Source organism: Nodosilinea sp. P-1105 (assembly GCF_012911975.1).
Lineage (GTDB): Bacteria > Cyanobacteriota > Cyanobacteriia > Phormidesmidales > Phormidesmidaceae > Nodosilinea.
The window spans coordinates 36,641-60,983 of sequence record NZ_SMDQ01000004.1 but is presented as its reverse complement, the minus strand read 5'-3'; the positions used below and the strand labels follow the sequence as shown (position 1 = coordinate 60,983).

The window sequence follows — 24,343 nt, the reverse complement described above, 5'->3', positions numbered from 1 at the left end:
AAAACTACCTGTTCACCAACACTTGCCCTACCCGCCCACCCATCCACCCCTTACCCGCCCACCCATCCACCCCTTACCCGCCCACCCATCCACCCCTTACCCGCCCACCCATCCACCCGCCTTCCCATCCACCCGCCTTCCCATCCACCCGCCTTCCCCATGCCCAAACCCCTGCTAAACCCCACCTGGCAAACCCTGCTGTCGGACTACGTAACCGCGATCGCCTGGTTCCCCGATGGCGCTCGACTAGCGGCCTGCTCGGCGGCGGGGGAGGTGGTCGTGTTTGACGCCAGGACGGGGACTTCGATGATGCTGCAAGGAGAGCAGGGGGCGTCGGTGGATGCGATCGCAGTTTCCGCCGATGGCCAGTTTTTGGCAACGGGTGGACAGGATGGAGCGGTGAGCATCTGGCAGGTGGCGGCAGAGACACCGACGCTGGTGAGCAAGTTGGAAAATTCTAGGGTGTGGGTCGATTGTTTGCAATGGCACCCGCACCGGCCAGAACTAGGGGTTGGCCTGGGGCGCTACGCCCAGGTGTGGGATGCCGCAGCACAAGCGGTGGTGACAACCCTCAATTTTGAAGCGTCGTCAGTGCTGGACTTGGCCTGGCACCCCAGCGGCGACGCTTTGCTGCTGGCGGGTAACCAGAGCGTGAAGACCTGGCGGCGAGAAGCTTGGGATGATGATCCACTGATTCGAGAAACCGGTGGGGCCAGTGGGGCGATCGCCATTTCCCCCGACGGTCAGTACTTGGCCTCGGGTAATAACGACCGCACCCTGCTGGTGTGGGCCTGGGACAACCCCTACCCCTGGCAGATGCAAGGGTTTCCGGGCAAGGTGCGGCAGCTGGCCTGGTCTACGGTGACGGCCCAGGGAGATGCGCCGTTGCTGGCGTCGGCCAGTGCAGAGGGCGTGGTGGTGTGGGCTAAGGCCGAGGGTGAGGCCGAGGGCTGGACCGCTAGCGTGCTGGATTTGCACAGTGGGACGGTGCGGGTAATCGCCTTTCAGCCCCAGTCCAAGCTGCTGGCCTCCGCCTCCGAGGACGGCTGGGTCTGTCTATGGCAGAATGCCACCCAGGCCGCTCAAATCCTGGAAGGCGCAGCAGACGGATTTTCAACCCTGGCCTGGTCGCCCCAGGGGAAGTACCTGGCGGCAGGGGGCTGTGGCGGCGAGGTGGTGGTGTGGGGGCAGGTGTTGGCGGGGAAGGGATTTGGGTAGATGGGTAGGCGGGTGGATGGGTAGATGGGTAGGGGGTGGATGGGTAGATGGGTAGGCGGGTGGATGGGTAGGCGGGTGGATGGGTAGGCGGGTGGATGGGTAGATGGGTAGGGGGTGGATGGGTAGGCGGGTGGATGGGTGGGCGGGTAGGGGGTAGATGAGTTGGGGATAGGGTAAATGTTGGTGAACAGGTGGTTTTCACTCATCCACCCATCCCCTCATCCACCCATCCACTCATCCCCTCATCCCCTCATCCACCCATCCACTCACCAAACACCCAACACCTTCCCTACCTCGCTCCTGCCTCTTCAGCTTCTAGGGTTTGCAGCACGGCCTGGATTTGGGCGGGGGTGTTGCGCTCCTGGAGATTGACCCAGCAGTGGCTCTGAACGGGGTTAGCTACGTCGGGCTGGCGGCCAAAGGTTTGGGCAGGACTGGGGGCTGCTGCCGGGAGTCTGCGCTGACTGCTGGCAAACAGCGTTCGATTGGTGGCGGTAAGGCGGTTGCTGGGGCCGAGGCGACGACTGGTGAACGCCTGGGGAGCGGGGGGTTGGTTGCGGAGTTGCTGTAGGGCATTGAGGCAGGCCGGGCAATCGCAGCCGAACAGGGCAACGGCGGCATCGCTTTCGGCAGCGCTAAAGTTGACGTCAAATTCATAATCGTCGGGCTGGTTTTGCGTTCCCGTTGGCAGCGGGATGCCAGTGGCGGATGCCATTAACGTGTCGCCGTGGAGCGATCGCAGCAGTGACCCAGGCTCCGCCGATACTCCGCAGGACGCCGCCTCAGACACCCCTGGGGTACCTGTATAACGCTGGGGGGATACGCCTCCGTTGGCCAAGCCCAAAAATCCCATCGCCACAATGGCCCCGGCGATGGCAGGAACGGTCAACAGTTTTAAGAGAATCTTGCCGGTCATTACTCTGTATATCCTTGATATCCTTGGTGGACTCGCAGCTTGTGATAGCGGCTTGTGCTCGAATATCGCCTATGACAGAGATGGGCATATAAGTGTTCCACAACCGCGCCGCGCCAAAGCGTACCCCAGCTAATTTGAAAAAGGTTATACAAAGCACTTCTACCACCTGAGTTTTTCCAGTCAACCCATCATGTACGTGGTCAAGAGCAGCGATCGCAGACGCCGAAAAACTCCAGGGTGTGATAGTAAATCCGGAACGAGTTGGTTCTCTGGAGGTGCGCCACCAGTTCCTGCACTGGACAGGTCTCCACCGGCACTGAAACGCCACACTGCAGACAGGTGAGGTAATGGTGGTCGTGCTCCACCACGCTGTACAGTGTTTCTCCGCTCAGGGTCACCCGGTGTTGCACCAGTCCTAACAACTTGAGCAGGTCAAGCGCTCGGTAAACCGTGGCCAGCCCGATGGAGCGCTGGACCGCCATCACCCCATGGAGTGCCTGGGCCGAGAGCGGCTGGGGCTGCTGCCGCAGGGCCGTCAACACAGCCTGCTGTCCAGGGGTCAGCCCAGGGGGAGGCGGTACCGCCGATACCGCCGCACAGTTTTTTTCGGCTGAAGGGTCGCGATCCATAGCAAAATAAGATAGGATACTCAGGAATGATAATCATTATCATATTGTAAGGCAATGGTTCTGTCTCCCCCACCAAGCTCTACTCCAGAAAATACAGAGGCTCCAGCCAAACAGGCTGAGGCCGTCCCAGGAACTCCCCAGGTGCATCGCCCCCGCCGCCTGCGCCGGACAGAATCCCTGCGCCGCATGGTGCGCGAAACGGTGCTGACCGTAGATGACCTGATCTACCCCATGTTTGTGATGGAGGGGGTTGGCCAGCGGCAGGAAGTGCCCTCCATGCCCGGGTGCTTTCGCTATTCCCTAGACATGCTGCTAGATGAGCTTCAGGTGATCACAGGGCTGGGCATTGGGGCGATCGCCCTTTTCCCCCTGATCCCTGACGAGCAAAAAGACAACGCTGGCACCGAAAGCTATAATCCCCAGGGCTTGATTCCCCAGACCGTGCGCGCTGTCAAGCAGGCGTTCCCCGACCTGCTGGTAATCACCGATATTGCCCTCGACCCTTACAGCAGCATGGGTCACGACGGCATTGTAGAAGACGGCAGGATCCTCAACGACGAAACCGTAGCCGTGCTGGTCAAGCAAGCCCTGACCCACGCCGCCGCCGGAGCCGACATGGTCGCCCCCTCCGATATGATGGATGGCCGCATCGGCGCGATCCGCCAGGCCCTCGACGCTGAGGGGTGGATCAACGTCGGTATCCTCGCCTACTCCGCCAAATACGCCTCCGCCTACTACGGTCCCTTTCGCGATGCCCTAGAAAGCGCTCCCAAATTTGGCGACAAAAAGACCTACCAAATGGACCCCGCCAACGCCGCCGAAGCCCTCAAGGAAGTCGACCTTGACATCGCCGAAGGAGCCGACATCGTCATGGTCAAACCCGCCCTGGCTTACCTGGACGTGATCCGCCGCATCAAACAATACACAAACTTGCCCATCGCCGCCTACAACGTCAGCGGCGAATACGCCATGGTCAAAGCCGCCGCTGCCCAAGGCTGGATCGACGAGCAAGCCCTGGTCCTCGAAACCCTAACCAGCATCAAGCGAGCCGGAGCGGATGTGATTTTGACCTACTTTGCCAAGGATGTGGCGAGGGTTTTGGGTAGATGAGGGGATGGGTGGATGAGGGGATGTGTGGATGGGTGGATGAGGGGATGGGTGGATGTGTGCATGAGTGCATGAGTCTACGCAATCTACCTACCCGCCTACCCATCTACCCATCCACCCCCTTACCCATCCACCCATCCACCCCCTACCCGCCTACCCATCCACCCCCTACCCGCCTACCCATCCACCCCCTTACCCATCCACCCATCCACCCCCCTACCCATCCACCCATCCACCCCCTACCCGCCTACCCATCCACCCCCTTACCCATCCACCCAACCAAGGAGACCCCCATGCCAACCCTCTTCCCTTTCCGCCGAACGGCCCTACTGCTTGTATCCTCTGTGGCGATCGCCCTGGGGGGCTGCGGCACTGGCCCTACTGAGGTCGGCGAGGCCGATGCCCCTGGTGGGGCGGTGGAGGCCACTGACCTGACGGTGATGACGACGATTTTGCCGATCACGCAGTTTACCAATGCAGTAGTGGGCGATCGCGCTGAGGTGATTCCCCTGATGCCGACCAATGTGGATCCCCACGATTTTCAGGCGCGGCCTGCGGATGTGCAGGCGCTGGCCAATGCTGACGTGCTGGTGAAGAACGGCCTGGAGATGGAGTTCTTCTTGGATGACCTGATTGCCAATGCCGAGAACCCGGATCTAGTGATGATTGACTCCAGCGAGGGGATTGCAGTGCTGGCCAATGAGGATGAGGGAGGGCATAGCCATGGTCACAGTCACGGTAATGATGATGATCATGGCCACGACCACGACCACGATCATAGCCATGACCACGATCATGACCACGACCACGCCGAGGCGGGGCACCACCATCACCACCACGGCGAGTACAATCCCCACATCTGGCTCGACCCCAAGCGGGCGATTCAGCAGGTGGAGAATATCCGCGACGGTATGATTTCTGTAGACCCTGAGGGAGAGGAGATTTACACGGCCAATGCGGCGGCTTTCATTGCTGAGCTAGAAGCGCTGGATGCGGAGATTGCAGAGAAAATGGCCCCGTTTGCCGGACAGAGCTTTGTGGTGTTCCACGACTTTGCCCCCTACTTTGCCGAGAGCTATGGCTTAGAGAGCGAGTATTTGGTGGATGTGCCCGCCATTAACCCTTCTCCCGAGGATGTGCGGCGAGTGATGGATGAAGTTGATACGTCCCGGCTAAAGGCAATTTTGACCGAGCCCACGGTTGGGGAGGATGCCTTTGATGCGATCGCCCGCGATCTGGGGGTAGGCGTCAGCATGTTCGACCCCATCGAAGTGGGCGGTCCCGAGGCAGTGCAGCCTGAGTACTATCTGGCGACGATGCGCCAAAATGCGGCTAATTTGGTAGCTTCCTTTGGGGCTGAGCCCCAGTCTTGGCTACCACGGTGGGAAACTCAACCAGTGGCAGCGGTTCCCCAGACCATGGGCCTACGGTTCTAGGAGGGGCGCACTTGAGCACTGACGTTCTAGTCGTAGACGGGTTGACTGTATACCGCGACACCTACCCCGCCGTGCAGGATGTGTCCTTTACCCTGGCTGAGGGCACTGACACCGCCATCGTTGGCCCCAATGGGGCTGGCAAAAGTACCTTGATTCAGGCCCTTTTGGGCATCCTGCCCCGGCGGTCGGGGGATGTGTTTGTGCTGGGGCATGCCCTCAGTCGTCAGGGGCGTCTACCGGCCCAGGTGCGGCAGCAGATTGCCTACCTGCCCCAAAACTTCCTGTTCGACCGTCGCATCCCAATCACGGTCAACGAACTCGTCGCCCTCGGCTGGGACACCCTAGGGCCACAGCTACCCTGGGCCAACCGCCAACCCCGCCGCCTGGCGGTCAGCCGCGCCCTCACCGAAGTCGATGCCCTGCACCTCGGTCCCCAGCCGATTTCTCGTCTGTCTGGCGGCGAAATGAAACGTGCCCTACTGGCCTACTGTCTGGTGCGCCCCCGCCGCCTGCTGATCCTCGACGAAGCCCCCGCTGGCCTCGATATCCGCAGTGAGTCAGAGTTTTACCAATTGCTCTACCAACTGAAACAAGACCAGGGCTGGGCCATCCTGCAAATTTCCCACGACCTCGACATGGTCCGCAAACACTGCGATCGCGTCCTCTGCCTCAACCGCTCTATCCGGTGCCAGGGCAGCCCAGAGGTAGCTTTAGCACCGGATAACCTGGCGCTGGTCTATGGGTCGGAGTTTGTCAGGTATCGGCATCGGCATTAGGGGGAGGTGGATGGGTGGATGGGTAGGGGGTGGATGGGTGGGGTTATTTGATGATCCAGTGGGAGGAGTTTTTGATGATGTTGACGAGTTGACCCAGGACTTTGTCGTACATGCAGTACAGGTGTCTGCCAGTTTCAGGATCGAGGTACTGGCATTTGACGGCAAATTCTATCCAGATTTGTGTTTCTGTCGCCTCAGCCTGACAATCGCTGATCTTGGCAATGAAGGCTGCTTCGTATCGTCGCTTTCGCCAAGCCTCTCCCAAATTTGCACAGACCGATCGCGAGGAGCGCCGAATTTGATCGGTCAATGAGTACCGTTCCTCAACCGGAAACCTTTTTGAGACCTCAAAAATTTCCATCGCCGCCTCGAAAGCCACCTGATAAACCTCTAAATCCCGATATCCCCTAACCAACCCCTCCCCCATCCACCCTTCCCCCAAAATCACCCCCCCATCCACCCTCCCCCCCATCCACCCCTATGCCCTCCCTCACCCACACCCTCGAACTCTTCCAACTCCCCTTCATGCAGCGCGCCCTGATGGGCGGCATCCTCACCGGCTTGATGGGGGGGCTAATGGGCAGTTTCACCATCCTGCGGCAGCTGTCGTTTTTTAGTGATGCCCTGGGGCATTCGGCCCTGTTGGGTATCAGTCTGGGGCTGTTGTTGGGCATGAACCCCTCCTCAGTGTTACTGCCCTTTGCGGTGGTATTCGCCCTGGGGGTGACGTACTTGCTAGAGCGCACGCGGCTGTGGACGGATGCGCTGTTGAATATTGTCTACTCGTCGTCCCTGGCCATTGGGGTGATTTTGCTGACCTTTGTGGGGCAGTACCGAGGTGGTATTAACAACATTTTGTTCGGCGACATTTTGGCGGTGCGGCAGGGCGATCTAGTCGTGGGTTCCATCTTGCTGGTAGCCTGTGTGGTTTACGTGGGGCTGACCCTGCGATCGCAGATTCTGCTCACCCTCCACGAACCCTTAGCCGTGGCTCGGGGTATCTCCGCCTCGGCCCACCGCACGACATTCATTGTGCTGTTGGCCCTAGTGGTGGGCACCTCCATCCAGGCGATCGGTGTGCTATTGATCAGTGCCTTTGTGGTGATTCCTGCCTGCGCTGCCCGCCTACTCAGCCACAGTTTCACTGGCTACGTGATTTTGTCCGCCCTGCTGGGGGCATTAGGTGCCGTGCTAGGTATGGTGATTTCGGCAGCCTTTAATCTGCCTTCAGGACCTGCGATCGTCACCATGCAGCTTGCGATCTTTCTAGTAGCAATTGTATTGCCTAGAACGAAATTGTCGGCGGTTTAAGGGGACAGGTGTCAGGTGTCGGGTGTTAGGTGTCAGGCAAAACCCGAAACCCGAAACCCGAAACCCGATACCGGACCAACCCACCCCTGCCCCTCCCAGGAGGGGATGCCTAAACCCGATACCCAAAACCCGATACCCCTATGACCTCCCAATCCCCATCCATCCCCAAACGTGGTCTGCCGGTCACCATCATCACTGGCTTTTTGGGCAGTGGCAAAACCACCCTGCTGAACCACATTCTGACCAATAATCAAAACCTGAAAGTTGCGGTTTTGGTGAATGAATTTGGTGATATTGACATCGATAGCCAGCTACTGGTCTCCGTCGATCAGGACATGGTGCAGCTGAGTAACGGCTGCATCTGCTGCACGATTAACGATGGCCTCGTGGAAGCAGTCTACAACGTGCTCGAACGGGGCGACAAAATTGACTACCTGGTGATTGAAACCACTGGCGTGGCCGATCCGCTGCCGATTTTGCTCACCTTTCTGGGCACCGAACTGCGCGATCTCACCCGGCTCGATTCCGTCATTACCCTGGTCGATGCCTCGGCCTTTGCCCCCGATTTGTTTGATAGCGAGGCGGCCTTTAAACAAATCACCTACAGCGACATGATTCTGCTGAACAAGACCGATCTGGTGCCCGATGAGGGGGTGGAAAAGCTCGAAAACCACATCCATAGCCTGAAGGAAGGTGCCCGCATCATCCGCTGCCAGAATGCCTCGTTGCCCCTGCCCCTAGTGCTGAATGTGGGCTTCAATGACCCCATGGCCTACGACGCCATGATTCCCCTAGAGCCAGCGGAACATGGCCACGATGATCATAGCCATGGCCACGATCATCACGATCATCATGACCATGACCACCACGGACATGGCCATCACAGCCATCATCTAGAAAACGACGGCTTTGTGTCAGTGTCCTACCGCAGCGATCGCCCCTTTGCCCTACGTCAGTTTGAGCAGTTTCTCGAGGCCCTCCCCAGGGATGTGTTTCGCGCTAAGGGGCTGCTGTGGTTCAACGAAAGCCCCAACAAACATATTTTTCAGCTCAGTGGCAAACGCTGCACCCTCGACGTAGAACCCTGGCACAGTGCCAGTCCCGGCAACCAGATCGTCTTCATTGGTCGCCACCTCGACGCGGATGGACTGCGACAGCAGTTGGCCGCTTGTCAAGTATCGGTGCATGGTGAACGGTTCACGGTGCAAGGCTCAAACCGTAAACCGTAAACCGTAAACCGTAAACCGTAGACCGCTTACCCACCCACCCATTTAGGACTTCATCGGCCATGACCGCACAACTTCCCTCCCGCGACCTCTCCGCTGATCAGTCGATCGCCGCCCTTTCCATCCAGTCCCAGCCCCGCGTCTCCGAGGCTGAAATGCGGCAGGCGGTGCGTACCCTGCTGATTGGCCTGGGGGAAGACCCCGATCGCGAAGGACTAATCGACACCCCCAAGCGGGTGGTCAAGGCCCTCAAATTCCTCACCTCCGGCTACAACCAATCCCTGGATGAATTACTCAACGGCGCTGTTTTCCACGAAAACACCAACGAAATGGTGCTGGTGCGCGACATCGACCTATTTAGCTCCTGCGAACACCACATTCTGCCCATCCTGGGCCGCGCCCATGTGGCCTACATTCCCAACGGCAAGGTGATCGGTCTCTCCAAGGTCGCCCGCATCTGCGAAATGTACGCCCGCCGCCTGCAAGTGCAAGAACGCCTCACCGCCCAGATCGCCGACGCCCTCCAGGGGCTCCTGCAACCCCAGGGCGTTGCCGTTGTGGTCGAAGCCACCCACATGTGCATGGTCATGCGCGGCGTCCAAAAACCCGGCTCCTGGACCGTCACCAGCGCCATGAAAGGCGTCTTTGCCGACGACGCCCGCACCCGGCAGGAGTTTATGAGTTTGATTCGGCACAGTCCGGCGTTTCATTAAAGGGTGGATGAGTGCATGGGTGGATGGGTGGATGAGTGGATGAGTGAATGGGTTCATGAGTCTAAGCAACCTACCTACTCCTTGACCCGCTTACCCATCTACCCCCTACCCATCTACCCATCCACCCTCCTACCCATCCACCCTCCTACCCTCCTACCCATCCACCCTCCTACCCTCCAACCCATCCCCCCAAATGCCCCACCTCATCGCCATCTCCGGCCCCTCTGGCAGCGGCAAAACGACTTGGATTAGCCAGTTTCTCAAGCATCAGTCCACTCCCCAGTACTATGTGTGCCCAGGGCTGGGGGACCTGTCCGTGGATTTGGCCCACATTGGCTATCGATTTCCCTGGGTGCAGGTGGTACCTGAGGCTCAGCTGACGGCCATTCTGGCGGATTTGCCGGAGCAGGCAACGGTGTATTTGGAGTGGGGGTTTCACCTGGATTTGGGTTCACCGTTTTTGGCAGAGTTGCCCTGGGAGCGGGTGGCGGTGCTGCCCCCTGACCTGGCCGAATCGGACTGGCACGGATGGAGCGATCGCATCGTGACCGGTAACCCTGTGGCAGCTCCGGCCAATGGTTACTTGCCAGAAATTTGGTGTACGCCGCTGAATGGGCAGGTGTTCGACCCGCCCAGCCTGGAGGCGCTGCTGCTGGAGGTGTCCGGGGGAGCCTACGGCCAGGTGGGCCGGATGAAGGGAATTTTTGAGCTTCCCGATGGACGCGCCTTCCATGTGGATTTTGTCGAGGGGCTGCCGGGGATGGCCTATACCGAGTTGGCGATTCCCCGCTGGCTAGAGGGGCGGCCCGATCGCTTCAGCGGCATTGAGGTGGTGGGCTATGGACTAGAGCGAGAGGCGATCGCCCAAACCCTGCTGGATAGCACCCTATCCGACGCCGCCCTGGCCCAATACCAACAGCATTACCAATCCCTAGACCCTGCAGAAGAGGCTCTTTTTGTATGAAACTAGCGGTCATTTCCTGCATCCACGGCAACTATGAGGCCCTCGACGCCGTGCTGTGCGACATCGACAATCAAAAGGCTGAGCAGATCTACTGCCTGGGGGACCTGGTGGGCTATGGCCCCTACCCCAACGCCGTAGTCGAGATGATTCGGTCTTTGGATATCCCCACCTGTCAGGGTTGCTGGGATGAAGACATCGTCGAGGGGCTGAACGCCTGCGAGTGCAGCTACCCCTCCCAACTGGCGGAAAAGCGAGGTCACCTGGCCCATGAGTGGACGAACCGCGTCATTCACCCCGAGGTGCGCGAGTACCTGGCCAGCCTGCCCATGACCCTACGCCAGGACAACCTTTGCTTTGTCCACGGCAGCCCCAACAGCCAGCACGAATACCTGCTGCCCACCATGGATGGCTTCGCTGCCCTGGAGCGGGTCCTGGCCGCCGAGGCCGATGTGCTGTTCTGTGGCCACACCCACGTCCCCTATCTGCGAGAGCTAGAGAATGGCACCCTCTCGGTCAGGGTGCAGCAGCCCGGGCAAGGGGAAACCCAGCGCCAGTTCACCGCCCCCCTCAAACGCATCGTCAACGCCGGTTCCGTCGGCGAACCCCGCCACGGCAGACCCAACGCCACCTACGTCCTCTACGACACCGACACCACCCAGGTCACCCTGCGGGAAGTGCCCTACGACTACAAAAAAACCTGCGCCGCCATCCTCGAACAGGGCCTGCCGCCGATCTTCGCCTGGCGACTGGAGCGGGGCATGGAGTTTGCCGAGCGGGCGGAGGATGCGGGGCATGTTTGTGAGCGGTAATGGGGTGTGAGGGTGGATGAGGGGATGGGTGGATGGGTGCATGAGTCTAGGGAGCGACCAAAATTTTGCGTAAACCCCCGTTCCGGGAACGAAAAATCAAGGGTTTCAGCCTTGTCAAGCGCGATTTGCTGAACACTCCCTCTAAACAACCTACTTCCCCGCCTACCCATCCACCCCTTACCCATCCACCCATCCACAAAATAGGAGTCCAATTCATGCAATGGGCCATTCTCAGCGGCATCGAAGGCAATCTAGCGGCCTATGAGGCAGTGCTGGCGGATATTCGACGACAGCGCAATCCGGTGACGGATCTCTATATAGTGGGCGATCTAGTGGGGCTGAAGGGCGATAACGAGGCGGTGGTGCGGCGGGTGAGAGAGCCCCAGCCAGGGGAACCTATCCCCCAGGTCTGTACGGGCTGGTGGGAGGAGCAGTGCTTTAGCCTGCACGGTTTTCGCGGGCTGCCCGATGCGCCGGAATTGGTGGAACGGTATGGCCTTGGGGCAGTGAAAGACCTGTGGGAGACGGTGTCGCGGCAGACGGTGCAGTGGTTGGCGACTCTAGACTTTGGCTTCCACGAGTTGGATTGTCTGCTGATCCACGGCAGTACCGTGAGCTACAGCGATGAGCTGACGCCGGAGACGCCGCCGATTACTCTATGCGATGGCCTGATCCGCGCCGATGCCAACACGCTGTTTTGTGGGCGATCAGGGCGAGCCTTTGAGTGTTGGATCGAGCCTGGTGCTCTGCGCTCTACGGTGACTACCTTGGATCAGACAGCGGCACCCCAGGAGCAGGAAAAGTCACCCCGCCGAGTGGTGGGGGTGGGCAATGTGGGTCGGGTAGGCCAACCTGCCTACGTACTCTATGACCCCGGTGCCGATAGAGTTAGCTTCAAGCAGGTGCAGGGTAGCGTGGCCAAGGGGTTTGGGGCATCAAAGGGGCTGGGCTATCGTTAAAGATCTGTGACACCCCGGCTACGTCAGAACTTATCATACAAAACCACCCACCCCTGGGTTTTGGGGGCTCTTGTGGAATTAGCGTCCAGATGCTTCTTAACCCCTGGCCATTCACAAACAGCCTTGCCACGGCATGGATGACAGTGCTGCTTTATCAAGCAGGAACTCTGGTTTGGGGCAATTTATCTACCAACTTGACTTGACCACCCCAGGCAGTAAACCTTCGTGAGCCATTTCCCGTAGCTTGTTGCGGCAGAGACCAAAGTCGCGGTAGTAGCCTCGGGGCCGACCCGTCATCCAACAGCGGTTGTGCAGACGAGTGGGGGCGCTATTCCGGGGAAGCTGCTGAATCTTGCGGTGAATCGCCACTCTTTCTTGCTGGTTCTGAGCATTGTTGAACTCTTCCAGCAGGGCTTCCCGCTTCTTGGCATACTTTTCTACCAGCTTTTCCCGCTTGCGCTCCCGCGCGATCATGCTTTTCTTAGCCATTTAGTTCCTTAAGCTGTGGGGTTCTTGATTACAAACGCACAATTGATAATTCTAGCTGAAGATACACGAATTCGTAAAGCCCAATCTTACAAAGAATGCCCGGTCTGCCCTGGTTCGGGTTTCAGCCCTCAGATTGGGATTAATTAGCCGCTACAGTAAAAGCGGTACAACCTAGGAGGCGCTATGGTTCCGAGTTTAATTGCCTGGCTTTTCTTCGCCTGGGCCGTTGGGATTATTTTGTTTCAATTCGTGAGCTAAGCCGGTTTGGCAGAAATATGACTCCTGTTGCTGAGGTTGGTATCCGATGCTCGATGTCTAGGGAGTGGTCGCCGTGCGCCCCAAGGGATTACTGGGGTTTGGCAGAGGACGCCAGAGCTGGCTTGAAGGGACTGATGTCAGGTGACAGGAACTGGGTGTCAGCATTTCGGTAACAAAAGGTGAGGACAGGCCGCTTTTGATGTCATGACTTGCTAACATGTAGATGAGGATGCAGGTTATCCTTCCCACCGCAGAAAACGTGGCAACGCCCAGTGGGCAAGGCCAAACCAGGATCTGGCAAGAGGCGGCTGTGGACGGAAAGTGTTACTAACTGCATGCTCGTTAAGTTCACTCTCGTGATGTCAAAAGGAGGGAATGCTTGGACAATTTAATAGGTCAGAGATGACGGGGATCGTCGGCGCGTGATGGTCCCCGTCATATTTATTTTGGGCTCTACTTTTTTGGGCTCTACTTTTAGGAGTATCTGAGTAGTTGTCGCCTTGGGTGATTTCCGGAAAACGGCCTCCCCTGCGGCAGCGATGCTCGCTGACTTAAAGCGGGGCTGTTCTTTCTCGGACATCTCCTTGGGAGCGATCGCCTTCACGCCTTAAGGATTATCTTTCTAGTATGGAAAGGAAGCATTCTGGGATTGACCATGCACCTTTCAGGTCCAACCCAACATCACTACATCCAGCTTCTTCAGTGGATCTTCCAGCCCCTCAAGTTTCTAGAAGCCAATTTTGAGCGCTACGGAGACCTGTACTGGGTGCGCCTGTATCAGCCGTTCGTCTTTGTCAATCATCCTGCAGCGGTCCAGCAATTGCTGACCCATGACACCCAGGAATTCAGCGCCCCAGGGGAGCAAAACCAGATTTTAGCCCCTCTGGTTGGGCAACATTCACTGCTGCTTCAAAGTGGTGCCCACCATCGCCGGCAGCGTCAACTGCTCATGCCTTCCTTTCACGGAGAGGCGCTAAAGGCCTATGCCCACCTGATTGTCCGCCTGACCCAGGCTGACATTGAGACCTGGCCGTTGCAGCGGCCTTTTGCTGTCAGGCCAGCCATGCAGCGTATTTCCATGGGGGTAATTCTGGAGGCCGTGTTTGGACTCCACGCCGGGGAACGCCACCAGCGTCTGAGGCATCTGCTGGGTCAGTTGCTGGAACTGGTAGGAACTCCTTTAACAGCGTCGCTCTTGTTTTTCCCTGCCCTACAGCGGGATATTGGGGTCTGGAGCCCAGGGGGGCAATTACGACGGTTAAAAACAGACATTGATCAGCTGCTGTTTGCCGAAATTAGCCAGAGGCGCAGCTGCCCCGACCCAACCCGCCGGGATATTTTGTCCCTCTTGCTTGAGGCCCGCGATGCCGATGGTGAGGGCATGGGTGATCAAGAACTCCGAGACGAGTTGATGACTCTGTTGCTGGCTGGCCACGAGACAACGGCGACAGCCATGACCTGGGCCCTGTATTGGATTCATGCGTTGCCCGAAATCCAGGGGACCCTGCGCCAGGAACTGGACGCCAGCGAGGTTGGAGATGATGCGATCGCGCGATCGCAATTACCCTTTCTAAACGCGGTTTGCAAAGAAACCCTGCGGATTTATCCCGTGGCGCCTTTGAGCTTTGCCCGGCAGGTGGAACGTCCGACGGAATTGATGGGCTACCCCCTAGAGCCGGGCACTGTGGTGATGGCCGATCTCTATTCTTTGCATCACCGTCCTGACCTCTATCCCAACCCTAGTCAGTTTCGGCCCCAACGATTTTTAGAGCGCAGCTTTTCCCCTTACGAGTTTATGCCCTTTGGCGGGGGCAGTCGGCGCTGCGTCGGCGCCGCCCTGGCCCAGTTAGAAATGGCATTGGTGATTAGCACTATTCTTACCACTTGCCGACTGGCCCCTGCTAACCGTCAACCGGTCAGGCCCCAGCGGCGGGGGGTAACCATCGGGCCGAGCCCCGTCAAGTTGCTGGTGACAGACCATTAGCCTTGTTCCGGCACCGTTCCTGCGGCAAGGATGCTGGCCCCTACAGGACCCGGGCGGAGGGGCAGAGATCAGCCAGGGCACAGGCCCCGCAGTCGGGGTTACGGGCGGTACAGACAGCGCGTCCGTGGTAGATCAGACGAATCGACCAGTTTTCCCAGTCCGGCTGGGGCAGTAGCTTCATCAAGTCCCGCTCGATTTTGATCGGGTCGGTGTGTTGGGTCAACCCCAGGCGGGTGCTCAGGCGTTTGACGTGGGTATCGACGGTGACCCCAGCGTTAATGCCAAAACCGTGGGCGAGTACCACATTGGCAGTTTTGCGGGCCACCCCCGGCAGCGTCAGCAACTCATCCATGGTGGCCGGTACCTCACCACCAAACTCGGTGCCAATTTTTTGGCAGGCGGCACGGATATTTTTGGCCTTGTTGCGGTAAAAGCCAGTGGATTTTACCAGGGCTTCCAGGGCTTCCAGGTCAGCCTCGGCAAAGGCCTCGGCATCGGGGTAGGCGGCAAATAGGGCCGGGGTGACCTTGTTGACCCGTTCATCGGTACATTGGGCCGACAAAATTGTGGCCACCATCAACTGTAGGGTGGTCTGGTAATCTAACGAACAGACGGCATCGGGATATAGCCGCTTGAGGCGCAGCAAAATTTCTCGGGCTCGCTGCTGTTTAGAGGCCCGCCGCTTCGGGGTCACTGGCGCAGGTTTTGAAACACTTCCAGTTGGGTGGTGTCTCGGACGATGAGAAACACCCCCAGCCCCAGCAGCAGGACCAGACCGGTTTGCATCACGTTCTCTTGAAGTCGATCGGGCAAGGGCTTACCGCGCAGGGCCTCTACCAGTAAAAAGGCCAGCTGGCCACCGTCGAGGGCTGGCAGCGGCAGAATATTGATAATCGCCAGATTGATACTGATGATGGCAGTGAAGGGAAACAACATGGCTGCGCTAGAGTGGGCTAGCCCCGCCCCCTGTTCCACGATTTTGACAGGACCAGCCACCTGACTGGCCATTTCATTAAAGTTAGTCACCAGGCTAATAAAGCCAACGACGGTACGCACCAACATGTCTTGAAATTGTTGGGCGGCTAAGGTGATCACCTCGATCGGGTTATGGGGACGACGGTAGCCAAAATCCCCATTGGGTTGCAGTTGTACCCCAATCACGGCGGTACCATCGGCCCCGACCTCTGGGGTTACGGCCAGATCAAGCTCACGACTGCCCCGCTGCACCGTCAGTTCAACCGGCGTATTAGGACTTGCCTTGATCAGTTGAATGAAGTCTTGTACGGCTGGTTCACCCCCCTCAATGGGTTCGCCGTTAGCAGCCACTAGTACATCCCCAGGCCGAATCCCGGCCTGGGCCGCCGGGGTGGTTTCAGACATCACCTGGGGCACCAAGATCCCGGGTTGGGGGTTAAAGGTTTCGGGAACGCCGATAATGCCAAACTGGACCACAAACACCAGGTAGGCAAACACCAGGTTGGCAATGACCCCGGCACTAATCACAATCGCCCGGTCGAGGATAGGACGATTTTTAAGCAGGTTAGGATCATCGGCAGGGATGTCGCTATCGGGATCATCGTCCGGGAACCCAACAAAGCCCCCCAGGGGGATGGCCCTGATGGAATACTCGGTTTCAGCCCCCTGGTATTTCCACAGAATGGGACCAAAGCCGATGGCAAAGCGGTTGGCATAAATACCCTGGAGCCGAGCTGCTAGAAAATGCCCAGCTTCGTGGACAGCAACTAGCAGGGCAATCACCGCGATCGCAGCTAAGACGGACATAGATAAACCCGATAGGTGTGACAACAATTTCCTTATTCTAACGCCCGTTTCCCTGGGCTACGGGAATCAGTCTCTAGCTCTAGTCTAGAACGCGATCGAGGCCACCCAAAAGCTGATCAGAAAACCAGCAATGGTCGAAAAGGTGACCGATCCCCCGCCCATTTCATAAGCCTCGGGCATCATGGTGCTGGCCAGCATTGCCAGAATCGCCCCTCCTGCCGTGGCCTGGGCCACATCTACCATCCAGTCAGAGGCAATATCGGCCAACAGACTGCCGCCGATCGCCGTCACCCCCCCCAGCAGCACCGCGCCGGTCCAGAGGGCAATAATCCGCTGGGAGGGGGTGCCCGCCTGGCGCATACCGATGGAACTGGACATGGCTTCGGGAATGTTGGAAATAAACACGGCCAACAGAAAGGAGCTACCCACATGACCGGCCCCCGCATTAACACCAATCACCAGGGCTTCAGGAATATTGTCGATCAGCGTGCCGACCAGGATGGCAAAGGGGGCTGAGCTTTTGGCCAGTTCCTGAAATTGCTGCTCGGAAAGGGGAATATCCACCTCGACACTGTCGAGCACCTGTTGCCGCCAGCGCTCATCATCGATTGTCTTGGCTGTGGCTGTTGACTGGGTGGTTTCCCGTAACCGGCGAGCTAGAATGCGGCTGAGACCACTGGATAACTGAGGCGCGTAGTTGATCATGGCGTCAAAGTCAGCTTTGCCCAGCTCGTATAGCTCCATCGGGGTTTTGGCGATCACCGTAGCCGATCGCTCCTCTCCGGTCAGCAGGGCCATTTCCCCAAAGATCTCACCCGCCCCCAGTTGGGCCAGCCATTGGTTACCCTTAAAGACTCCAGCCTTACCATCCACAATCAGAAACATGGCATCCCCGGGTTCTCCCTCCTGGCAGAGCACTGTGTCAGCATCCACTTGCAGCGGCTTCAGCAAGGGGATCACCGCCTGCATCTCCGAAGGAGACAGAGTATGGAGAACCTCGATATGGCCAATCCGATCGAGTACCTCAGAGGCCTCATCCTGACGGTGGTGATAGAGAAATCGCCGGGAGGATGAGGGATGGCGGATAAACCCCCCCTGATTGTCGATGTAGTTGACAATCACACTGAAGAGGGTACCGCCAAAGGCAAACCCCACCACCAGGGGCCAGAAGCCGCTGCTATGAAAAACTGGCAAGGTAATGTCGTAGGCGATCGCCGACAACAGCGTACCGCTACCAAAGGCCATAATCGCAGCAGTAAACCCCCGGGATGGTCGCCAGCCAATCCCCAAGATGGCCCCCACCAGCAGGCTAGACGCACCAATCAAACCTTGAAATAACGCAGCGAGGTGAACACTCATGCTTTCGGAGCTACGGATTTATGACAAGATTACTGCACAATACTGCCCTTGCTGGCAAACTATCCCTTAGGATTTTCAGTAGTCCTAGCGGTAGATCGTCATGCCTAGTCCTTACCCCCGTCGTCGCTCGGCCAATCGCAAAGCTCAACGCCCTAGACGGACGACACGACGATCGACGCCAGGCCTAACGGTGCTGTGTATTGTGCTTTATGCGATCGCCGGGTTTATCTTAATTGGCTTTACCGGTGCCCCCTGGCTATGGATGATCGCCCTGGCCGGGGTGCTGCTGCAAGTGGTGGGGCTGGCCGGCCCCCAATCTCTCCAGCGGTTCAAGTGGTTTAGGGCCAATCTGCTGGTGCTGGTTAGCACGGTGGGGGCGGGCATTGTGGCGATCGCCCTGGCCGTGGCTCTGAACCACCAAGGTACCGACCAACTGGATGACCTCACCATCGCTGGGGCGATGCTGGAAATTGCCCTGCTGAGTGGGTTGGCGGTCTTGATAGCGGCGGTTTGTAGCGTGGCAACAGCTACCCTCGGCGATCGCCTCCTACGTCGGTTTTCCAGTGGGGCCGTGATGACTCGGCTGGGTTTGACCTGTCTGGTGGGTCTAGCCCTAGGGGGCGGACTTGGGGTAGTGAGCTTTTAGTTAGGCAATGGTGTACTTAAACGTAAAGGTGGCCCACTGTTCTTGCCCTAAAGCATAGTGATCGGTTGAGGCCAGCTTGGGATCGGCAGCCACTGTGGCGTTATGCAAATCCTGTAACAGAGCCCGGGCTAATTTCAGGGGTTGCCGCACCCGCTGTAATTCCCCAGCTGGAGGGGTGATATCACCATCGTGGCTCAGTACCCTTAAACATTCATGTAAAGGCTGTGCACTCAGCACCACATGGGTTTCGACCCAGTTGGCACCATTAATCACCCCCCAGCCTGAGCCATCCCGGGGCAGGGTTTGGCTTTTTCCCGGGGATATGGCCGCTGCGGATAGATCAGTGACTGACTCGTCTTCAATATCGACGGTTTCTGGGGGGGCAATGGAAGCAGCACAGTCCCCACGGCTGTCAAATCGGACCAACAACACATGCAGGGGCTGACTCGATTGATTACTGAGGCGGTATAGCACTCGGTGCTCATTGGTCAGCACCAGGGTCTCCTCGGGGGGAGACTGCCTTTGGGTCAACCGATTTAGCACCGCCGCCACCCCTTCTTTGGGGCTGCGATCGGTCTGTTGCTTCATAAATACTTGGGGCTGCGGCTGGGTGGTTTCCAGGGCGACGGTGGCACCCAGCCAGGAGACTGAACGGTTTTCAGTCAGGCGCAATAGCTTTAAGGCCAACAGGGTTTGTAACTGGGGTGTGAGGCGGTTGACGGCGGTTTTAACCGCTTCTTCCTTGGGCAGCATTGTGCCCGGCACCAGGGTGCGATTGGGGGCGAATAGGCCGTAGCTGCTGAGAGCATTGTCGCTGGCTTTGGGAAAGTCGCCGGTCTCTGCGACACCGATCAGGGAAGCGGTTAGGGTGGATACAGGGCCGACTGGCAATCGGCCAAATAAGCAGTCGGCGGCCCGCTCTCCCGCTACGACTGAGGTGACAAAGGGAATATTGGAAAGGGCGCTGGTGGCATCTACCCGCTCAACCCGCTTGAGTTGATGATCGAGGGCCACCACTAAATCAATGGCTTGGGGTAGTAGACGCAACTTTTCGTAAATCGGCTGGCGGTCTAGGGGCTGGCTGGGCGCGGGTCCCGCCACTTTAACCGTGGCTCGCAGGCCACTGCGGGACTCCAACCGTAACTGGACGGTGTCAGGGGCCGAAAAGTGGGTGGCACCATTGCTAGGCCGGGTAACAAATCGAGATCCCGGTTGTAAGTATCGGAGGACCGGGGCTGCAATCCCCCCCAGCCATAGGATTAAGGGGCGATCGCTACTGGAGGTCGGCAAGACCACCCCATCCGCTGGTGGCAATTGGGGGGGAAGGGCATAGGCGGCTTCTGTTTTAGTGGGTAGAGAGCTCTCAACGGTGGGTTGTTGATCTGGACCAATAGACACCTGCAGGCGGCTGGTGGCCTGTTTCAGCAGTACCTTGGGATTGGGGTCGGGTAAGGTTTCCCATAAACTCTGGGTCAGGGCATAGGTGAACACCCCGGCACTAAAGCTATCCCATTGACCCTCTAAAACCAGGTGCCCCAAATCCCCGGCCCGTAACAGCAGCCCTGGCCAGGGGGCCATATTATCCACCCACTCTGGCTGTGCTCCCGTAGGTAGTGTGCCTGTAGGTACGGCAGGCCGCGATCGCACCTTCAAGTTGCCCCAGCGCAGATACCCGGCATCTTGGCTACCGGCATCAATCACCGTGGTGATGTTGGTGGTGGGGAGCTGTTGCAGCCGGGCCGTTAGTTCCGCTTCCAACACATCGGTGAGGGCTGGCGCATCTTCCCTAGGAAGACGACTGTCGCAAGCGACCCAAGCCGCCCGGAAAGTCGGGCTATCAGCCTCCAATCGCACCTGGCTGCCATAACCACTAAAGTGCAGCAGCACCACGTCATTCCCCTTAGCTTGTTGGAGCAAATGTTGGTCAATCGCCTCCAGAATGCCCTGACGGCTGGCTTCCTGGTTAGTCAGGGTGAGAATATCCACCGGCTGAAAGCCAAACCGATGCACCAGCAGTTGCCGTTGCATCTCTACATCCATCAGGCAGCCCTTCAGACCGACATCATCCGCCAAAATTGGGTCTATAGCGCGACTAGGGTACTGATTAATCCCAATCAACAGCGCTAGCTTCCGCTGGGTCGGTTTAGCCAGCGCTTGCTGATAGCCAGCCAACCAGGTGGAGCCCCCAACCCCCAATGCTCCCAGGGTGAGACTTGCCTGTTGCAGAAACGCCCGTCGTTTTAATGTCACCGGTTTGCTCGCATGCTCAGTGATTGCAGCCTGATTTCAGTCTAACGATTTCCCTCATCCCACAGCTTCAGGTACCCGCATCGCTCGGGCCAACTCTGCTGCTACCTCAGGGCGAGAGAATTCTGGGGGGGGCAGTTCGCCCCGACGCAGCATTTCTCTGACCTTTGTGCCAGACAAATGGATTCGCTCTTCCTTCGTGCTGGGACTGGTTTTTGCCGTTGCCATGCCCCCCGTGCGGGTGCAGTAGAAGGCATGCTCAAATTTCATCGGCGTGATGCCCAATTCAGTCGGTTCAAACTGCTCAAAAATATGCTGGGCATCGTAGGTGCCATAGTAGTCGCCAACACCGGCATGGTCACGGCCCACAATAAAGTGGGTACAACCATAGTTTTTGCGAATAAGCGCATGGAAAATCGCCTCCCTGGGACCAGCGTAGCGCATGGCAGACGGGTTGATCGCCAGAATCACCCGGTCCTGGGGGAAGTAATGCTCAATCATGATCTCGTAGCAGCGCATACGCACGTCGGCGGGGATGTCATCAGCCTTGGTGGCCCCGACCAGGGGATGCAGAAACAGACCGTCTACGGTTTCCAGGGCGCACTTCTGAATGTACTCATGGGCTCGGTGGATGGGATTGCGGGTTTGGAAGCCCACCACCGTTTTCCAGCCCCGTTCTCGGAACAGAGCCCGCGATGCCGCTGGGTCCACCTGGTAGTTGGGAAATAGGGGATGGGGATCCCGCTCGAGCAGCCACACTGGCCCAGCCAGGTTAACCGCCCCCTGGTCATAGACCACCTTGACCCCAGGGTGCTTATCTTCGTCGGTACGGTAGACGTTGACCGCTTCGTGGGCCTTGTCGTAGGTGTACTTTTCAGTCAACTCTAGTACGCCCACAAACCGCCCAGTCGGATCATCCAGCCGCACCAGGTCACCTACTTTCAAGCTGTTGGCCACTGCCTCGTCCACCGATAGGGTAACCGGAATGGCCCAGGGCAAGCCGCTGGCTAAACGCATGTCGGTGACTACGGTGTCGTAATCAGCCTTGGCCATAAACCCATCCAGCGGGCTAAAGCCACCAATGGCAATCATCACCAAGTCAGAAAAGGCTCGCTCATCTAGGGTGACACGGGGTAGGGTATCCGCTTGGTCGAGAAACATCCCCTTTTGGTCAGCGGTCACAAGCCGATCCACTAGGGTGCCACCATGGGGCGCAATACCATCTTTTTGTAGAGTCATTTAGATACCGTTTCCTGCTGAACTGAGTTGCGTCTGCCGGGTGCTGTGCCATTGCCCCTGGCAAGGGAGCGAGGCTTTGGCCAGCCAGCTAAAAGCCAAGGCGGCCCGTTCCGGGGGCGATCGCGATTAGCTTCTATTCAATAAAATTACATCTTGGCACCATTGTCACCCGGAAGCTAAGCGTATCCCAACTCAGAAAACATCCATTTCCAGGACGCGAACTCGGTCCGTTGGGCCGGTCACCGTGAGACTCTGGCTAAGTTTTAGCTAAAACCCTCTAAGCTGGATTGCTCTCAATCCGGCTTAGAGGGTTCCAGGTCCAATTACTCCGATGGGTGAGTAAACCATTACCCTGGTAAAGGAGGTGATCAAGGTCATGGGTGAAGAAAAACATGCCGCTGCAACCAGTCTCTGGGGTCGGCCCCACGTCTGAAAAGACGGTTTATCGCGATAATATCTTCGACCGCTTATTTATTGGGCTATTTAGTCGCAAAATGTCCCGCGCTGTGGGGCAAAAAACCGCCTTCAAGGGCTACGACGGGTTTGTGGACCTGTCGAAACAAATTATGCAGGGACGCAACGCCCAAGAGCAACAAGCCGTGGTGGCGGTAGTGCTGAGATCTTTGGTACCTGGGCCGGCCCTATGGCTGATTCGTCAGCTCTTTTCGCCCACCCAGTTGGTGTGTGAGCTCAATGCTTGGTTTGCCACCCGATTGTTTGAGTGGTTGGTTGGCCCCTGCGACGTTACGACGGTAGACGTCGATGACGGCACCGGACGGGTACGCCCCCAGGCAAGCGGTGTACAGATTAAAAAATGCCGTTACCTGGATGAGAGCCGCTGCGTTGGCCTGTGCGTCAACATGTGCAAGTTACCCACCCAGCGATTTTTTACCGAAGATTTTGGCATTCCGCTGACCATGACCCCTAACTTTGAAGATTTTAGCTGTGAGATGGTGTTTGGCCAGCCGCCGCCACCCCTAGAAACGGAAGCAGCCTATAATCAACCCTGTTTAGTGGACCAATGCGCCTTAGCGGCCAGGCCGCAACCTTGTCCTAAACTACGCAACTAATCCTGGCTGGTAAAACCATGACAACCCTGGCTCGGGGTTTCAGGGGTGAGCGGCCAGGTTTCAGGAACAGTGCTGATTGACGTACCTTTAGGGATTGCGATGAACTATCTGGTAGCCGTTTTCGATACTCGAATCAAAGCCGAAGAAACTTACATTGCCCTAGAAAAAGCTGAGGTGCCCAAAGACAGCTTTGATATTTTAGGTAACGGTTTTAAGTCTGCCGATGACTACGGGCTGATTGACCCCGCCGACCAGGCCTGGAAGCAAATTCGGCTGATGATGCTGTGGCTGGTGCCCTTTGGCTTTGCGGCCGGGTTTGTGTTCAACCTGATTACTGGACTTGACACCTTTGCCTGGACTGGGCGTTTGGGCAATCAGTTGATTGGCGGTCTGTTGGGGGCTGGCTCTGGGGCCATGGGGGCCTTTTTTATTGGCGGTGGCGTGGGTATTGCCATTGGTAGTGGCGATGCCTTGTCTTACCGCAACCGCCTCAACGACGGCAAGTTTCTGGTGGTGGTGCGTGGGTCCGAAGGATTGGTGCGCCAAGCGACACCAATTATGCGTCAGTTTCGTCCAGAGAATATTCAGGGCTATACGGCCAAAGGCTAGACGGCCGATACCAGGTTTAGTCCTCTGCCGCATAAGTTGGCCAACCGTACACAGGCTAACCCCAGGGGATAGATCAACAGTGGCAGCAGCTTCGACAAAAATAAAAACATTGTCTCCCTCGCTTATCCCCCCATCCCCCCACCACCCCATCACCCCACCTCCCCTACTCCCTCTCCCCCAATAACTGCCGCATTTCCGCCAGCAGATCTTCCTGTTCGGTTTGCAGGGTTTCTAGACGACCGATAATTTCCGTCAGCCGATCGGGGTGGGCCTGGGGGGCTGGCTTGGCCCAGCGTCGAACCAACACCCTAGTCACCGTGGTAAACAACCAACTGACTAGCTGAAACGGTAACCCTACCAGGGTTAGCCAAAAGCCTTCGGTCAGCCGGGCGATCGCGCTCCACAATCCAGCCAGCAGCAAAATGCCGAGCACCAGCAAGCCTAAGGCCCACAGGGGATGCGCTACCAGCCAGGCAATCAGCGGGTGTTCGGCCAACCAGGTCTGGACTGGATTGAGCAGCGCCGACTGCAAGCCATCGGTCCAGGGCATTGTCCAGGTATCACTTAACAGTGCCATCACTTGACCCTCATCACTG

The 24,343-nt window shown here is 57.9% G+C and carries 24 protein-coding genes; 14 read left to right on the top strand and 10 right to left on the bottom strand.

What is annotated here, in order from left to right; translation table 11 throughout:
* Nucleotides 1–159: 159 nt before the first annotated feature.
* Nucleotides 160–1,218 carry a WD40 repeat domain-containing protein gene (locus tag E1H13_RS03030; protein WP_169611927.1) on the top strand — a complete coding sequence of 353 codons (1,059 nt, stop codon included), beginning with the start codon at nucleotides 160–162 and terminating at the stop codon, nucleotides 1,216–1,218.
* 289 nt (nucleotides 1,219–1,507) lie between these two features.
* Here the strand turns inward: E1H13_RS03030 and E1H13_RS03025 are convergent, their stop codons facing one another.
* Both E1H13_RS03025 and E1H13_RS03020 read right to left on the bottom strand, forming a co-directional pair.
* Nucleotides 1,508–2,134, bottom strand: a complete 627-nt coding sequence (locus tag E1H13_RS03025) for a hypothetical protein (protein WP_169611926.1) — start codon at nucleotides 2,132–2,134, stop codon at nucleotides 1,508–1,510.
* A 200-nt stretch (nucleotides 2,135–2,334) separates the two neighbouring features.
* On the bottom strand, nucleotides 2,335–2,763 hold the full coding sequence (locus tag E1H13_RS03020) for a Fur family transcriptional regulator (protein ID WP_169611925.1): 429 nt from the start codon (nucleotides 2,761–2,763) through the stop codon (nucleotides 2,335–2,337).
* Nucleotides 2,764–2,817: 54 nt separating this feature from the next.
* On the opposite strand from E1H13_RS03020, the gene hemB reads away from it, so the two are divergent.
* The 3 genes from hemB to E1H13_RS03005 all read left to right on the top strand — a co-directional run bounded on the left by hemB (nucleotide 2,818) and on the right by E1H13_RS03005 (nucleotide 6,082).
* Nucleotides 2,818–3,873: a porphobilinogen synthase gene (hemB, locus tag E1H13_RS03015; RefSeq protein WP_169611924.1), complete on the top strand. Its 1,056-nt coding sequence runs from the start codon at nucleotides 2,818–2,820 to the stop codon at nucleotides 3,871–3,873.
* 290 nt (nucleotides 3,874–4,163) lie between these two features.
* Nucleotides 4,164–5,306 (top strand): zinc ABC transporter substrate-binding protein, encoded by a 1,143-nt coding sequence (locus tag E1H13_RS03010; RefSeq protein WP_169611923.1) that lies wholly within the window; start codon nucleotides 4,164–4,166, stop codon nucleotides 5,304–5,306.
* 11 nt (nucleotides 5,307–5,317) lie between these two features.
* The gene (locus tag E1H13_RS03005) at nucleotides 5,318–6,082 is read left to right on the top strand and encodes a metal ABC transporter ATP-binding protein (RefSeq protein WP_169611922.1); all 765 of its coding nucleotides are present in this window, start codon (nucleotides 5,318–5,320) and stop codon (nucleotides 6,080–6,082) included.
* Between the two features lie 43 nt (nucleotides 6,083–6,125).
* Here the strand turns inward: E1H13_RS03005 and E1H13_RS03000 are convergent, their stop codons facing one another.
* Nucleotides 6,126–6,509, bottom strand: a complete 384-nt coding sequence (locus E1H13_RS03000) for a four helix bundle protein (protein ID WP_169612014.1) — start codon at nucleotides 6,507–6,509, stop codon at nucleotides 6,126–6,128.
* Nucleotides 6,510–6,562: 53 nt separating this feature from the next.
* On the opposite strand from E1H13_RS03000, the gene E1H13_RS02995 reads away from it, so the two are divergent.
* The 6 genes from E1H13_RS02995 (at nucleotide 6,563) to E1H13_RS02970 (ending at nucleotide 12,064) form a co-directional block, all read left to right on the top strand.
* Nucleotides 6,563–7,393 carry a metal ABC transporter permease gene (locus E1H13_RS02995; RefSeq protein ID WP_169611921.1) on the top strand — a complete coding sequence of 277 codons (831 nt, stop codon included), beginning with the start codon at nucleotides 6,563–6,565 and terminating at the stop codon, nucleotides 7,391–7,393.
* Nucleotides 7,394–7,533: 140 nt separating this feature from the next.
* Nucleotides 7,534–8,622, top strand: a complete 1,089-nt coding sequence (locus E1H13_RS02990; protein WP_169611920.1) for a GTP-binding protein — start codon at nucleotides 7,534–7,536, stop codon at nucleotides 8,620–8,622.
* Between the two features lie 59 nt (nucleotides 8,623–8,681).
* Nucleotides 8,682–9,332 carry a GTP cyclohydrolase I FolE gene (gene folE, locus E1H13_RS02985; protein WP_169611919.1) on the top strand — a complete coding sequence of 217 codons (651 nt, stop codon included), beginning with the start codon at nucleotides 8,682–8,684 and terminating at the stop codon, nucleotides 9,330–9,332.
* A gap of 193 nt (nucleotides 9,333–9,525) precedes the next feature.
* The gene (locus tag E1H13_RS02980) at nucleotides 9,526–10,296 is read left to right on the top strand and encodes a GTP-binding protein (protein ID WP_169611918.1); all 771 of its coding nucleotides are present in this window, start codon (nucleotides 9,526–9,528) and stop codon (nucleotides 10,294–10,296) included.
* A complete protein-coding gene (locus E1H13_RS02975) occupies nucleotides 10,293–11,105 on the top strand; it encodes a metallophosphoesterase family protein (RefSeq protein WP_169611917.1) in 813 nt (270 codons plus the stop codon). Before E1H13_RS02980 ends, E1H13_RS02975 begins: the two co-directional genes overlap by 4 nt.
* Nucleotides 11,106–11,320: 215 nt before the next feature.
* Complete coding sequence (locus tag E1H13_RS02970) at nucleotides 11,321–12,064, top strand: metallophosphoesterase (protein ID WP_169611916.1); 744 nt, start codon at nucleotides 11,321–11,323, stop codon at nucleotides 12,062–12,064.
* 186 nt (nucleotides 12,065–12,250) lie between these two features.
* On the opposite strand, the gene rpsN is transcribed toward E1H13_RS02970, so the two are convergent.
* A complete protein-coding gene (gene rpsN, locus E1H13_RS02965; protein WP_169611915.1) occupies nucleotides 12,251–12,553 on the bottom strand; it encodes a 30S ribosomal protein S14 in 303 nt (100 codons plus the stop codon).
* A gap of 913 nt (nucleotides 12,554–13,466) precedes the next feature.
* Between rpsN and E1H13_RS02960 the strand changes: the two genes are divergently transcribed.
* Nucleotides 13,467–14,795 (top strand): cytochrome P450, encoded by a 1,329-nt coding sequence (locus E1H13_RS02960; RefSeq protein ID WP_169611914.1) that lies wholly within the window; start codon nucleotides 13,467–13,469, stop codon nucleotides 14,793–14,795.
* A 40-nt stretch (nucleotides 14,796–14,835) separates the two neighbouring features.
* Here the strand turns inward: E1H13_RS02960 and nth are convergent, their stop codons facing one another.
* The 3 genes from nth to E1H13_RS02945 form a co-directional block, all read right to left on the bottom strand.
* Entirely contained in the window at nucleotides 14,836–15,489 is a 654-nt protein-coding gene (nth, locus tag E1H13_RS02955; protein ID WP_169611913.1) for an endonuclease III, read from the bottom strand.
* Nucleotides 15,486–16,577, bottom strand: a complete 1,092-nt coding sequence (rseP, locus tag E1H13_RS02950; protein ID WP_169611912.1) for an RIP metalloprotease RseP — start codon at nucleotides 16,575–16,577, stop codon at nucleotides 15,486–15,488. The genes nth and rseP overlap by 4 nt, the downstream gene beginning before the upstream one ends.
* A gap of 84 nt (nucleotides 16,578–16,661) precedes the next feature.
* Nucleotides 16,662–17,936, bottom strand: coding sequence for a cyclic nucleotide-binding domain-containing protein (locus E1H13_RS02945; RefSeq protein ID WP_169611911.1), 1,275 nt, complete (start codon nucleotides 17,934–17,936; stop codon nucleotides 16,662–16,664).
* A 100-nt stretch (nucleotides 17,937–18,036) separates the two neighbouring features.
* Between E1H13_RS02945 and E1H13_RS02940 the strand changes: the two genes are divergently transcribed.
* The gene (locus tag E1H13_RS02940) at nucleotides 18,037–18,582 is read left to right on the top strand and encodes a hypothetical protein (protein ID WP_169611910.1); all 546 of its coding nucleotides are present in this window, start codon (nucleotides 18,037–18,039) and stop codon (nucleotides 18,580–18,582) included.
* Here E1H13_RS02940 and E1H13_RS02935 read toward each other — a convergent pair whose 3' ends face one another.
* Complete coding sequence (locus tag E1H13_RS02935; RefSeq protein ID WP_169611909.1) at nucleotides 18,583–20,832, bottom strand: caspase family protein; 2,250 nt, start codon at nucleotides 20,830–20,832, stop codon at nucleotides 18,583–18,585. It lies immediately after the preceding gene.
* Between the two features lie 54 nt (nucleotides 20,833–20,886).
* Nucleotides 20,887–22,068, bottom strand: a complete 1,182-nt coding sequence (gene sat / locus E1H13_RS02930) for a sulfate adenylyltransferase (protein ID WP_169611908.1) — start codon at nucleotides 22,066–22,068, stop codon at nucleotides 20,887–20,889.
* Nucleotides 22,069–22,460: 392 nt separating this feature from the next.
* On the opposite strand from sat, the gene E1H13_RS02925 reads away from it, so the two are divergent.
* Nucleotides 22,461–23,138: a DUF4033 domain-containing protein gene (locus E1H13_RS02925; protein WP_169611907.1), complete on the top strand. Its 678-nt coding sequence runs from the start codon at nucleotides 22,461–22,463 to the stop codon at nucleotides 23,136–23,138.
* Nucleotides 23,139–23,237: 99 nt separating this feature from the next.
* Nucleotides 23,238–23,747, top strand: a complete 510-nt coding sequence (locus E1H13_RS02920) for a hypothetical protein (protein ID WP_169611906.1) — start codon at nucleotides 23,238–23,240, stop codon at nucleotides 23,745–23,747.
* A gap of 163 nt (nucleotides 23,748–23,910) precedes the next feature.
* On the opposite strand, the gene E1H13_RS02915 is transcribed toward E1H13_RS02920, so the two are convergent.
* On the bottom strand, nucleotides 23,911–24,324 hold the full coding sequence (locus E1H13_RS02915) for a hypothetical protein (protein ID WP_169611905.1): 414 nt from the start codon (nucleotides 24,322–24,324) through the stop codon (nucleotides 23,911–23,913).
* Nucleotides 24,325–24,343: the final 19 nt, after the last annotated feature.